The sequence below is a fragment of the Janthinobacterium amylolyticum genome, from assembly GCF_051380655.1.
Classification (GTDB): Bacteria; Pseudomonadota; Gammaproteobacteria; order Burkholderiales; family Burkholderiaceae_D; genus Janthinobacterium.
The window spans coordinates 14,628-27,182 of the sequence record NZ_JBNYXL010000011.1; the positions used below are offsets into that span (position 1 = coordinate 14,628).

At 61.8% G+C, this 12,555-nt stretch carries 13 protein-coding genes; 2 read left to right on the forward strand and 11 right to left on the reverse strand.

Going from position 1 to position 12,555, the window contains the following annotated elements:
• Positions 1-10: 10 nt before the first annotated feature.
• A complete protein-coding gene (gene panC / locus ACQ4WR_RS22140) occupies positions 11-850 on the forward strand; it encodes a pantoate--beta-alanine ligase (RefSeq protein ID WP_102293939.1) in 840 nt (279 codons plus the stop codon).
• A 57-nt stretch (positions 851-907) separates the two neighbouring features.
• Here the strand turns inward: panC and ACQ4WR_RS22145 are convergent, their stop codons facing one another.
• On the reverse strand, positions 908-1,405 hold the full coding sequence (locus ACQ4WR_RS22145; protein ID WP_102293940.1) for a hypothetical protein: 498 nt from the start codon (positions 1,403-1,405) through the stop codon (positions 908-910).
• Between the two features lie 284 nt (positions 1,406-1,689).
• Between ACQ4WR_RS22145 and ACQ4WR_RS22150 the strand changes: the two genes are divergently transcribed.
• Positions 1,690-2,442: an SDR family oxidoreductase gene (locus ACQ4WR_RS22150; protein WP_436489944.1), complete on the forward strand. Its 753-nt coding sequence runs from the start codon at positions 1,690-1,692 to the stop codon at positions 2,440-2,442.
• A 77-nt stretch (positions 2,443-2,519) separates the two neighbouring features.
• Here ACQ4WR_RS22150 and cheY read toward each other — a convergent pair whose 3' ends face one another.
• From cheY to motB, 10 genes are all read right to left on the reverse strand, one after another.
• Positions 2,520-2,918: a chemotaxis response regulator CheY gene (cheY, locus tag ACQ4WR_RS22155; RefSeq protein ID WP_010396677.1), complete on the reverse strand. Its 399-nt coding sequence runs from the start codon at positions 2,916-2,918 to the stop codon at positions 2,520-2,522.
• 147 nt (positions 2,919-3,065) lie between these two features.
• A complete protein-coding gene (locus ACQ4WR_RS22160; protein WP_102293942.1) occupies positions 3,066-4,136 on the reverse strand; it encodes a protein-glutamate methylesterase/protein-glutamine glutaminase in 1,071 nt (356 codons plus the stop codon).
• Between the two features lie 107 nt (positions 4,137-4,243).
• Entirely contained in the window at positions 4,244-4,852 is a 609-nt protein-coding gene (gene cheD, locus ACQ4WR_RS22165; protein ID WP_102293943.1) for a chemoreceptor glutamine deamidase CheD, read from the reverse strand.
• A 9-nt stretch (positions 4,853-4,861) separates the two neighbouring features.
• Positions 4,862-5,734, reverse strand: coding sequence for a CheR family methyltransferase (locus ACQ4WR_RS22170; RefSeq protein ID WP_102293944.1), 873 nt, complete (start codon positions 5,732-5,734; stop codon positions 4,862-4,864).
• Positions 5,735-5,803: 69 nt separating this feature from the next.
• On the reverse strand, positions 5,804-7,519 hold the full coding sequence (locus ACQ4WR_RS22175; RefSeq protein ID WP_436489949.1) for a methyl-accepting chemotaxis protein: 1,716 nt from the start codon (positions 7,517-7,519) through the stop codon (positions 5,804-5,806).
• A 185-nt stretch (positions 7,520-7,704) separates the two neighbouring features.
• Positions 7,705-8,211: a chemotaxis protein CheW gene (locus tag ACQ4WR_RS22180; protein ID WP_102293946.1), complete on the reverse strand. Its 507-nt coding sequence runs from the start codon at positions 8,209-8,211 to the stop codon at positions 7,705-7,707.
• Positions 8,212-8,241: 30 nt separating this feature from the next.
• Positions 8,242-10,440, reverse strand: a complete 2,199-nt coding sequence (gene cheA, locus ACQ4WR_RS22185; RefSeq protein WP_436489951.1) for a chemotaxis protein CheA — start codon at positions 10,438-10,440, stop codon at positions 8,242-8,244.
• Between the two features lie 43 nt (positions 10,441-10,483).
• On the reverse strand, positions 10,484-10,849 hold the full coding sequence (locus ACQ4WR_RS22190) for a response regulator (RefSeq protein ID WP_034758362.1): 366 nt from the start codon (positions 10,847-10,849) through the stop codon (positions 10,484-10,486).
• An 83-nt stretch (positions 10,850-10,932) separates the two neighbouring features.
• Positions 10,933-11,481 (reverse strand): chemotaxis protein, encoded by a 549-nt coding sequence (locus ACQ4WR_RS22195; RefSeq protein ID WP_102293948.1) that lies wholly within the window; start codon positions 11,479-11,481, stop codon positions 10,933-10,935.
• Positions 11,482-11,528: 47 nt separating this feature from the next.
• Complete coding sequence (motB, locus tag ACQ4WR_RS22200) at positions 11,529-12,506, reverse strand: flagellar motor protein MotB (protein ID WP_102293949.1); 978 nt, start codon at positions 12,504-12,506, stop codon at positions 11,529-11,531.
• Positions 12,507-12,555 lie beyond the last annotated feature (49 nt).

The window sequence follows — 12,555 nt, forward strand, 5'->3', positions numbered from 1 at the left end:
AAAGCAATCCATGAAAATTATTTCCGACATCGAAGAATTGCGCGACCAGCTCAGCGGACAGCTGCGCACGGCATTTGTCCCCACCATGGGCAACCTGCATGAAGGCCATCTGTCGCTGATGCGCCTGGCACGCAAGCATGGCGACCCCGTCGTCGCCTCGATCTTCGTCAACCGCCTGCAATTCGGCCCGAACGAAGACTTTGAAAAATATCCGCGCACCATGGCCGCCGATATCGCCAAGCTGGAAAAGGAAGGCGTGTACGTGCTGTTCGCGCCGACGGAAAAGGAACTGTATCCGGAACCGCAGGAATACCGCGTGCGCCCGCCCGATGACCTGGGCAATACGCTGGAAGGCGAATTCCGCCCGGGCTTCTTCGAAGGCGTGTGCACCGTCGTCACCAAGCTGTTTTCGTGCGTGGGCCCACGCGTGGCCGTGTTCGGCAAGAAGGATTACCAGCAGCTGATGATCATCCGCAACATGGCGCGCCAGTTCGCGCTGCCGACGGAAATCATCGCCGCCGAGACGTACCGTGCAGACGATGGCCTGGCCTTGTCGTCGCGCAATATGTACCTGTCTGAAAGTGAACGCGCGGAAGCGCCGGAACTGTTCAAGGGCCTTAATTTCGTCGCCGAGGAAGTACGCAAGGGCAACCTGGCCGTGGAAGAACTGGAACAGGCGGCCATGCGGCTGCTGGACGGCCGCGGCTGGAAATCGGACTACATCGCCGTGCGCAAGCGCGCCAACCTGCAAGCGCCGAACGCGGCAGAGCTGGCCGCCGGTGAACCGCTGGTGGTGCTGGCCGCCGCCAAGCTGGGACAGACGCGCCTGATCGACAACCTGGAGATTTGACAGGGTCTTTTCAGCATCACCACGACGGGGCCATACGGCCCCGTTCTCTTATGTGCGCTACTTTTCCAGCCCTACCAGCCTGAGCTCGGCGTACAACGCCTTGCCCCTGCCACGCGCCGCCTGCAGCATGTCATAGCTGGCCGCATCGAGCACGATTTCCTGGCCACCCCACAGCTTGCGCTGGTGCGCGGGCAACCTCAGGCTGCGCAGCATGGCGCGTGCCTGCGCCGGATCGGCAGCCAGCAGGCGGATGGCGCGCGCGTGGCGCCGCATCCCCGTCAGGATGGGCAAGCCGCCCTGCGGGCCGCTCTGGCTCAGGCTGACATAGTCGTGGCCACCCACGCGGTGCAGATAGGCATGCCTGCCATCGCCTTCACCGTCGTTGGCCGGCGGCACGGCGGCTTCCTGGGCATCGGACGGCGGCGCTTCATTGCCGACTGATGCAACAGACGCAACCGGCGCAACCGGCGCGACGGCGGCTTGTTCAAGGCTCACGCCGCAAGCGGCCAGCAAGGCCGTGCTCAGGGCAAAAAATAATACGGGTGCTCGGCGCATGCTGCGCTCCTTCTTGTCGGGGGCGGGGACAAAGGGGAAATACTGCAGCGATCATGGGCCAAATTATTTGACGTGTAAAGTTAACTTTGGGAAATATTTTATTCCTTTGCGCAATCTTGCAGTCGGCATCATATTGCCGGGTCTGCATCAGGCAGCGCAACAATGATTATTAACATAAATTGCACACTGAAGCCAGATACACCATCTTTATCCATCCGAAAATAAAGACCACAATGGCGCTACTGGCTCGTATCCCGGGCCTCCCACCACACAGGAGAAGCACCATGCACACCGCATCCACCCACGCCAAGGTTGCCATCGTCACGGGCGCGTCGCGCGGCATAGGCGCGGCCATCGCCCGCCGCCTGGCACGCGACGGCATGCAGGTCGTCGTCAATTACGCCAGCGGCAAGGTGGCGGCGGAGCAGCTGGTTGCCGCCATCGCCGCCGATGGCGGGCAAGCCATCGCCGTGCAAGCCAACGTGGCCGATGCGGCCGAGGTGCAAGCGCTGTTCGATGCGGCCGTGGCAGCCTTCGGCGGCGTCGACGTGCTGGTCAATAATGCGGGCATCATGCCGCCCACGCTGCCCACCCTGGCCGACACGGACGACGCCACCTTCGACAGCCTGTTCTCCATCAACGTCAAGGGCAGCTTCAACACCATGCGCCAGGCGGCGGCGCGCCTGCGCCACGGCGGCAGCGTGGTCAATTTCTCGACCAGCGTGATCGGCCTGGCCCTGCCCGGCTACGCCGTCTACGGTGCCACCAAGGCGGCCATCGAGACAATGACGAATATCTTCGCCAAGGAATTGCGCGGCAAGCACATCACCGTCAACGCCGTGGCCCCCGGCCCCACGGCCACGGCGCTATTCCTGAACGGCAAGACGCAAGAAACCATCGAACGCATGAGCAAGATGGCGCCGCTGGAACGCCTGGGCACGCCGGACGACATCGCCGCCGCCGTGGCTTTTCTGGCAGGACCGGATGGGCGGTGGGTGAATGGCCAGACTCTGCGCGCAAATGGCGGCCTGGTGTAAGCAAGACGCAAGCTGACGAAAAAAAACGCTGCCAGTTCGCACTGGCAGCGTTTTTCCTGATAACGGTCAGACCCGGATCAAGCGCCGGCTTTTTCCAGCTTCTCGAAAATCTTGTTCAGCTTTTCATCCAGGGTCGCGGCCGTGAACGGCTTGACCACATAACCGCTGGCGCCCGCTTGCGCGGCGGCGATGATGTTTTCCTTTTTCGCTTCAGCCGTCACCATCAGCACGGGCAGCTTGGCCAGTGCCGGATCGGCGCGGATATGCTGCAGCATCGTCAGGCCATCCATGTTCGGCATGTTCCAGTCCGAGACAACGAAATCGTAGGATTCCGCGCGCAGCTTGGCCAGGCCCATGACGCCGTCTTCCGCCTCGTCGACGTTGGCATAACCCAGTTCCTTCAACAGATTCCGGACAATGCGGCGCATCGTCGAAAAATCGTCAACGACTAAAAATTTCATCTTTGGATCAGCCATGAATAACTCCGTTGTTTCTGTAGCGGTTTGTTAATAATATCGACATGAATGCCGACATTATGGTCGACACTACGGCAGCAAGTTGTAGGATAGCATTTTCGTTGCTTTTAGGCGAACAAACTTGCCTCAGATCATATAAAACGTGGCTTACACGCGCAAAGCACGCATGCCATGTGCCGCCAGATGGCCCAGCACCATGCCGGGCAGCGCCGTCAGGGCGCCGACCTCATGTGCAGCACCGATGGCAATCGCCTCGCGCGGCATGCCAAACACCACGCAACTGGCTTCATCCTGGGCGAAATTATACGCTCCTGCGGCCTTCATCTCCAGCATGCCCTGCGCGCCATCCTTGCCCATGCCGGTAAGGATCACGCCGACGGCATTCTTGCCGGCCGATTGCGCGGCCGAGCGGAACAGCACGTCGACGGACGGGCGGTGGCGGTTCACCGGTTCGCCCTGGTCGATCTTGGTCATGTAGTTGGCGCCGCTGCGCGTCAGCGTCAGGTGCGAATGGCCGGGCGCGATGTAGGCGTGTCCCGGCAGCACGCGTTCACCGCCCGCCGCTTCCTGCACCGATATCTTGCACAGCGAATCAAGGCGGCGCGCGAACGAACGGGTAAACCCTTCGGGCATGTGCTGCGTGATCAGGATGCCGGGACAATCGGACGGCATCTGCATGAGGAATTCGCGGATCGCTTCCGTGCCGCCCGTCGAGGCACCCACGATGATCAGCTTTTCGCTCGACGTCAGCGGGCTGCGCAAGGCAGGCAGCGGCGCGGCCGTCTTGTCGCCGGCCGACGGCAGGGTGCGCGCGCGGATGCGTGCTTTCGAGGCGGCGCGGATTTTGTCGGCGATCATGTCCGTGTATTCGCGCATGCCGCTCTGGATCGAAATTTTCGGCTTGGTGACGAAATCGACGGCGCCCAGTTCCAGCGCGCGCATGGTGATTTCCGAACCGCGCTCCGTCAGCGACGACACCATCAGCACCGGCATCGGGCGCAAACGCATCAGCTTTTCCAGGAAATCGAGGCCATCCATCTTCGGCATCTCGACGTCCAGGGTCAGCACGTCGGGATTGGTCTGCTTGATCATCTCGCGCGCCACCAGCGGGTCGGGCGCCGCGCCCACCACTTCCATGTCGGGCTGGCTATTCACGATCTCCGTCATGACGCTGCGGATCAGCGCCGAGTCATCCACGATCAATACCTTGATCTTCATAGTTTTCCTTCCAGGCCTTGCGGCCCTTATTCTTTATTAAATTAGTACACCGGACAAACCGCCGCAAGCCGCACAGCGCGACGCGCAGCAGCTTTGGTCTGGCGTTATCAGAACAGCTCGACCTCGCCGCCGACCGGCGCCACCTTGAGGCGGCTGGCGTAATCGAGTTCGCGGCGGACCAGCGTATCGTTATGCGTCTGCATCAGCTTTTTCACCAGCACCTTGCCGCTGCGGGGGAAAAAATACACTTTTCGGGGGTGGATGTCGTTCAGGTCTTCCGCCACCACGCGCATTTTTTCCGCCTTCAGGTAGTTGATGACGAAGGCAGCATTGCGCTCGCCGACGTTGATCGCCGTGAAGCCGCGCAGCACGGCGCCGCCGCCGAATACCTTCGCTTCCATGTTTTCGCGCCGCGCACCCGCCTTCAGCAGATCATTGATCAGGATCTCCATGGCGTAGGTGCCATAGCGCATGGAGGCCGAGATCGGGCTGTTCGGATCGCTGCCGCCATCCGGCAGCATGAAATGGTTCATGCCGCCCAGGCCAGTCACGCGATCGCGGATGCAGGCCGATACGCAGGAGCCGAGCACGGTAACGATCAGCATGTCCTTGTTGGTGAAGTAGTACTCACCAGGCAGGATCTTGGCGGCGTCACAATTGAACGTCCTGTCGTAATAGACGTTAGTGGCAAATTGCTCTTTGGGTTCCAGGCTCATATTTCACTCTCATGTACGATGCGACGATGCCTTGGGTGCGCTGCCCCGTGGCTGGTCGAGCTCATAGACTGTTTTACCGCGCAGCTTCAATGAATCCGACACGTACAGAAAATTCTCCGAATGTCCCGCGAACAGCAGGGCATCGGGTTTCATCAATGGCACAAAGCGCGACAGGATCTTGCGCTGGGTCGCCTTGTCAAAATAAATCATCACGTTGCGGCAGAAGATGACGTCGAACTGCCCCGTCAACGGCCAGCTGTCGGCCAGCAGGTTGAGCGGCTTGAAGGTGATCATCTGGCGCAGTTCCGGGCGCACCCTGACCTGCCCCTCGCGGTCGCCCTTGCCGCGCAAGAAAAAGCGCCGCGCGCGGTCGGCCGGCATCTTGTCCAGGCGGTCCAGGTTGTAGACGCCATTGGCGGCCGTGGCCAGCACGTTCGTGTCGATATCCGTGGCGATGATGGTCACCGGCGGCGTAAGCGTATTGAACGCCTCGCACACCGTCATGGCGATCGAATACGGCTCTTCGCCGGTGGAACTGGCCGAACACCAGATGGTGATCGGCCCGCTCAGTTTCTTCACATGTTCGGCCAGCAGCGGGAAGTGGTGCGCCTCGCGGAAGAAGGACGTCAGGTTGGTCGTCAGCGCATTCGTGAACGCTTCCCACTCGTCGCCCATGCGGCCCGCTTCCAGGTCGTCCAGATAGCGGACGAACGAGGAAATGCCGGTCGCGCGCAGGCGCCGCGCCAGGCGGCTGTAGACCATCTCCTGCTTGCTGTCGGCCAGCGCGATGCCGGCCCGCTTGTAAATCATGGCGCGGACCCGCTCGAAGTCCTTGCCGGTGAAATCAAATTCCTTGACCGAATCCGTTTTAGTTTGCGGCATTTGTTTTTACCTCTCCATAACTACTCTGAACAATGCCTTTGCAGTATAACTAGCGGGACCGGGAATACCTTAAAACTCTTCCCAATCGTCGCCGCCGGCTGCCGCCAGCTTTTTTGCGGATGGCGGCGTGGCGGTCTTCACCGCCTGCGCCACCCGCTTGCCACTTGCCGCCTTGAGGGCCGGACGCGCCGCCACCGCCTTGACTTGCGCGGGGATGGCTGCCTGCACCTGCTGATGCCCGCTGCCAAGCTTGAAGATGCTGACGGCGTCGGCCAGCTTCTGCGCCTGGTCCTGCATGCTCTCGGCGGCGGCCGCCGCTTCCTCGACCAGCGCCGCGTTCTGCTGCGTCATCTGGTCCATCTGCGCGATGGCCTGGTTCACTTCCTCGATGCCATGGCTTTGCTCCTGCGTCGCCGCCGTGATCTCGCCCATGATATCGGCCACTTGCCGGATCGATGTGACGATCAGGCCCATGGTCTGTCCTGCCTCGTCCACCAGACGGCTGCCGGCGTCGACCTTGTCGACCGAGTCGCCGATCAGGCCCTTGATCTCTTTCGCCGCGCCGGCGGAGCGCTGTGCAAGATTACGCACTTCGGAGGCCACCACGGCAAAGCCGCGTCCCTGCTCACCCGCGCGCGCCGCCTCGACAGCCGCATTCAGGGCCAGGATATTCGTCTGGAAGGCGATACCGTCGATGACACCGATAATATCGACGATCTTGCGCGAACTGTCCTTGATGGAACCCATGGTATCGACCACTTGCGCCACCACCTTGCCGCCCTGCTGCGCCACCGACGACGCCGACACGGCCAGCTGGTTGGCCTGGCGCGCATTGTCCGCGTTCTGCTTCACGGTCGACGTCAGTTCTTCCATTGACGATGCCGTCTCTTCCAGCGAACTGGCCTGCGTTTCCGTGCGCGCCGACAGGTCGGCGTTGCCGCTGGCGATCTCGCGCGATGCCACGGTGATCGTCTGCGTGCCATTGCGCACGTCGCTGACCGTCTTCACCAGGCTCTCGTTCATGTCCTTGAGCGCCTGCTGCAGCGCGCTCGTTTCATCCTTGCCTTCGACCACCACGCGCGAAGTGAGTTCCCCCGCCGCCACTTTCTGCGCCACGGCCAGGGCGCCGGACAGCGGCACCGTGATCGAGCGGGTGATGAAGATGGCGCACCAGGCGCCGATCGCCACCGCCGCGCCGCCCAGGATGAACAGTACCAGCATCAGGCGCGCATCGGCCGCCAGCGAGCCATCCATGAAACTTTGCTGCGCCACGTGCTGCAAGTCGAGCAGCTTGTTGATATCGGCCAGAGTCTTCTTGTTCAAGGGATCGATGCGCGTGGCGATGACCTTGGCCGCGCCTTCGCTGTTAAACGCCAGCACCTGCCCCATCGCCTCCTTGAAGGCGGCATCGACTTCGCCGTCGACCTTGGCGATGTTGGCCAGCAGCGCCTTTTCGCTGTCGGACAGGCCCAGGCTGGCCAGCTTGCCGCGCGCGCCGTCATAGATCTTGCGGTGCTCGCGCACCTTGCCCTCTTCCACCTGCATCAGGCCCACGTCGCCCTGCAAGCCGATATTGCGCATGGCAATACCCGTTTCCAGCATGGCGCTTTTCATCAGCGAGGCCTGCGTATTCTTTTCTCCTGCCAGTGCCAAGCCAGTCAGCAACTCGGCCTTGTTGCGGTAATTCAGCGCATTCGCCGACACGATCACCACCACCAGGATGGCCAGGATGCTGCCAAAACCAATGCCCAACCGCGTACCAATCTTAAAATCGCGCAAACTCATTACAGTCTCCAATATTTATGTGAACGGCGCCCGTTCAACCGGACGGCGCCGTGTTATGGCCTGGTCTCTGACGGACCTTGCAGCCTGCCGGCGCGCCTCAGGCTGATGCCCGCGCCAGTACATGCATATCTGTAGTGATTCTTTGCGTGGCAAAACGGCGGCGCACCCGGCGCCGCCCGCCGGCGTTACGCTGCCAGCTTGTCGATCAGGCCCATCTCGCTGCTCGACATCAGCTTGTCGATGTCGACCAGGATCAGCATGCGCTCGTCGATGGTGCCCAGGCCGATCATGTAGTCGGTCGAGAAGGCGGTGCCCATTTCCGGCGCCGGCTTCACCTGCTCCGGCGTCAGGGTGGTGACGTCGGAAACGCTGTCGACCACCATGCCGACAATGCGCCCGCCGATGTTCAGGATGATCACCACCGTGAACTGGTCGTACACGGGCGTGCCCAGGTTGAACTTGATGCGCATGTCGACCACGGGAATGATGATGCCGCGCAGGTTGATCACGCCCTTGATGAATTCCGGCGCATTGGCGATGCGCGTGACGGCTTCGTAGCCGCGGATTTCCTGGACCTTCAGGATATCGATGCCGTATTCTTCGGAGCCCAGGGTAAAGGCCAGGAATTCACGGCCGGCGATATCCTTGCCGTCGCCCGGTTTGCTGCCGGATGCTTGTTGATTATCTGACATGGTGTGTTTTCCTATCTTGATCTATCGGTGTTACGAAAAAATGGACTCGTCCGCCAGCTGGCGGGAGGAGCGGATCAGTGCGGCGACGTCGAGAATCAGCGACACGCCGCCGTCGCCCAGGATGGTGGCGCCGGAAATGCCCACCACCTTGCGGTAATTCGATTCGAGGTTTTTCACCACGACTTGCTGCTGGCCCACCAGGTCGTCGACGAACAGCGCCGCCTTGCGCCCTTCCGTCTCGAGGATCACGCAGATCCCTTCCGACGGACTGGTAAAGCGCGGCGCGATGTCGAACATCTGGTACAGCGGGATCAGTGGCAGGTATTCGCCGCGCACCTTCACCACCTGGCCGCGGCCAGCGATGTCCTTGATGTCTTCAACGGCCGGCTGCAGCGATTCGATGACAAAGCCCAGCGGTAAAATATACACCTCGTCGCCCACGCGGATCGACATGCCGTCCAGGATGGCCAAGGTCAGCGGCAGCGAGATGGAAATCGTCGTGCCAAAACCCTTGGCCGAGCGGATGTCGACGACGCCGCCCATGGCGCTGATATTGCGCTTGACGACATCCATGCCCACGCCGCGGCCCGACACGTCGGTGACGGCTTCGGCGGTGGAAAAGCCGGGCGCGAAGATCAGCTGCCATACTTCGGCGTCGCTCATCGTGTCCGACACGTCCAGGCCCTGCTGCATGGCCTTGGCCAGGATGCGCTCGCGGTTCAGGCCAGCGCCGTCATCGGACACCTCGATGATGATGTTGCCGCCCTGGTGGCTGGCCGACAGGAACAAGCGGCCCGCTTCCGTCTTGCCGGCGGCCACGCGGGCGGCCGGCATTTCCACGCCATGGTCGATACTGTTGCGCACCAGGTGCGTCAGCGGATCGACGATGCGCTCGATGAGGCCCTTGTCGAGTTCCGTGGCGGCGCCGTTGGTGATGAAATCGACCTTCTTGCCCAATTTGGTGGCCAGGTCGCGCACCATGCGCGGGAAGCGCGAGAAGACGAAATCCATCGGCATCATGCGGATCGACATCACCGCTTCCTGCAAGTCGCGCGTATTGCGCGTCAGGTGGCTGACGCTGTCGAGCAGTTTTTCATGCAGCATCGGATCGAGCGCGCCGGCGCGCTGCTCGATCATGGCTTGCGTGATCACCAGCTCGCCCACCAGGTTGATCAGCTGGTCGACTTTCTCGATCGAGACGCGGATCGACGACGATTCGGCACCTGCCTTGTCGCCCTCTTTCTTGGCCGGCTTCTTGTCCTGCTCCGCGTCGGCGGCAGCCACGACAGCGACCGGCGCCGCAACGGCGGGACTGGCCTTGGCCGCGTCGGCGCGGATCTGCTCCAACGGCTGGAAGAAACCATAGCCGCGTTCGGCGTCGCTCTGCACGCCGGCCGCGGCGCGGATGTCTTCGAGCGGCTGGAAAAAGCCATAGCCGGGGTCCGCCGGCGCCTGCGCGGCCGCTGGCGCACCCGGCAACGGGTCGAAGAAACCGTAGCCCTGGGCTTTTTCCTGGGCCGCGCGGGCCGCATCGGCTTCGCCTGGCGCCAGAGGCGGCGCCTGCGTGATCACCATGTCGTCCGGATTGAGCACGAAGGAGCAGATGGCCAGGATATCGTCCAGGCTTTCATGCGTCGTCACTTCCAGCACCTTGCGCGCGTCGGCCAAGCTTGACACCACGACGTCGCCCAGCAAGCCCAGTTCGGCCGCCAGCGCTTCGACTTCGCGCTCTTCCATCTGCGGCAGCTCGAGGCGGAAACGCTGGCCGCCGGCGTGGCTGACGACTTCCTTTTCCGCCGTGTGGAAAGCCGGCGCGACAGGCGTGAGCGCCGCCATCGGCACATCCTGCGAAAACGACTGCAGCATCATGCGCACATCGGCGACGGCATCCTGGTCGACCGGGCTGCCCAGGCGGTGGCCGTCGAGCTGCATCTTGAGGATATCCTTGGCCGCCAAAAAGGCGTCGACGTGTTCCGCCGTCAGGGCCATCTGGCCCTGGCGGATGCGGTCGAGCAGGGACTCGAGGATATGCGTTACCTCGCTCATGTCGGAGAGGCCGAACGTCGATGCGCCCCCCTTGATCGAATGGGCGGTGCGGAAAATGGCATTCAGGTCTTCGGCGTCGGGCGCCGCAATATCGACGGCCAGCAGCAGCCGTTCTTTTTCAGCCAGCAGTTCTTCGGCCTCATCGAAAAAGACCTGAAAAAACTGGCTAATATCGATGGTCATAGGGTGACTCCGTCATGTGCATCGTTGCGCTGCGCGGCTGGCATCAGCCAATCACCTTCTTGACCACTTCGATCAGGCGTTGCGGATCGAACGGTTTCACCAGCCAGCCATTGGCGCCGGCGGCACGCCCCTTCGACTTCATTTCATCCGACGATTCCGTCGTCAGCATCAGGATGGGCACCTTCTGGTAGGTTGGCAGTTCACGCAGCAGCTTGATCAGCTCCAGGCCGTCCATGCGCGGCATGTTCTGGTCCGTCAACACCAGGTCCACGGTTTGCAGCTTGGCTTTTTCCAGTCCATCCTGGCCGTCAACGGCCTCCACCACCTGGTAACCGGCGGCTTTCAGGCTGAACGCCACCATCTGGCGCAATGAGCTGGAATCGTCCACTGCAAGTATCGTTTTGGCCATCTTTGCTCCCACTTGTTCCGGGCATCCTGCCCGAATATTTGATTAATCAATCCATGCAACCGCAAGCGTTCCGCATCCTCATGCTAGAACAGCTCGATGTCGCCGCTTTCCAAATGCTGTTGACTGACAGCCTTGCGCAGCACGCTGCGCAACTCCAGGCTTTGAATCGCCAGCGCCATGCTGACCCGCCCCAGCAAGGCGACAATCTCTTCGTTGTCGCTCTCCGGCAGCATTTCCGCACCATGCGAACCCAGGGTTCCCAGGAACTCGCGCAAGCCCGTCACGCGCTTCAGGGTGCGTTCGATCAGCTGGCTGGTCATGTCCTGGAACTGCAGGCTGGTGATGGCGGCATTCACATAGCCCCCTACCTCATCCTGCAACGCCAGCAGTTTTTCCCGCTGCTGCGCCGGCGGCACGCCGCCTTCGAGCAGCATGGCGATGGTGTCCTGCTGCGCCGCGACGGCCGCATGGATCGCCATGAAATTGAAGGACAGCTTCTCGATCGCCTCTTCCAGCAAGATGCCGGTCTGCACCAGGTCGGTTTCCACCTCCGTCAAGTGCTTGCGGCCATGGTCCGACACGCCAGACAGCAGGCGCTTTACATGCGAGCCAAGTATTTTCTTTCTTGTCATAAAGGTCTCATTGTTTCAATACACCACGCGTTGACGGGCCTTGCGTGTTATTTTTTCGCCGCTGCCGGGCTGGGGACGGGCGCCGCGGGGGGCGGCGAACCGGCTACCAGCCCGGAAGCCACAGCGGCGGAGGCGGCGTCGGTCACCGGCAACTCCATCGCCGAACCATCGCGCAGGACGTTTTCTTCCGTGCGCTTGTTCATGACGATGATGCTGATGCGCCGGTTGATCGGGTTGAACGGGTCGAGCTTGTCCAGGTGCGCGGCCGAACCGAGCCCCACCACGCGCAAGACCTTGTCTTCAATCATGCCGCCGATTACCAGTTCGCGCCGCGACGCATTTGCGCGGTCGGCCGACAGTTCCCAGTTGCTGTAGCCGGCATCGCTCATGTAAGGCGTCGAATCCGTATGGCCGGACAGGCCGATGCGGTTCGGCACCTCATTGAGCACGGAGCCGATGGCATGCAGGATTTCCTTGGTGTACGGTTGCAGATTGGCGTTGGCCAGCGCAAACATCGGACGGTTCTGCTCGTCGACGATCTGGATGCGCAAGCCTTCGCTGGTGATATCGAGCAGCAACTGGTTCTTGTACTTTTTCAGCAGGGGATTGGCGTCGATGGTCGCTTCGATGCGTGCTTTGAGCGCCTGCAGGCGGCGGCCCTCTTCGCGTTCCAGCGCGGCCTTGGCCGAATTGAGGTCGAACGACTTGCGCTGCTGGTCTTCCTGCGCCTTGCGCACCTGGCCATCCTGGCGCGACAGATCCTGGCCGCCGCCCTGGATCACGGAATTGCTCTCGCCGCTGCCGGAGCCGCCCGCCATCGCCACTTTCAGCGGCGTCTTGAAGAATTCGGAGATGCCGTTCAGGTCGCCCTTCGAGGTGGAACCGAGCAGCCACATCAGCAGGAAGAAGGCCATCATGGCCGTGACAAAGTCGGCGTAGGCGATTTTCCACGCCCCGCCATGGTGGCCGCCAGCCGTCTTCTTGATACGCTTGACGATAATCGGGCGCATGCCTTCATCGGCCATGGCGTCCCCCTTCCGTGTGCTGCAAATGACTCATGATGTCCAAGCGTGT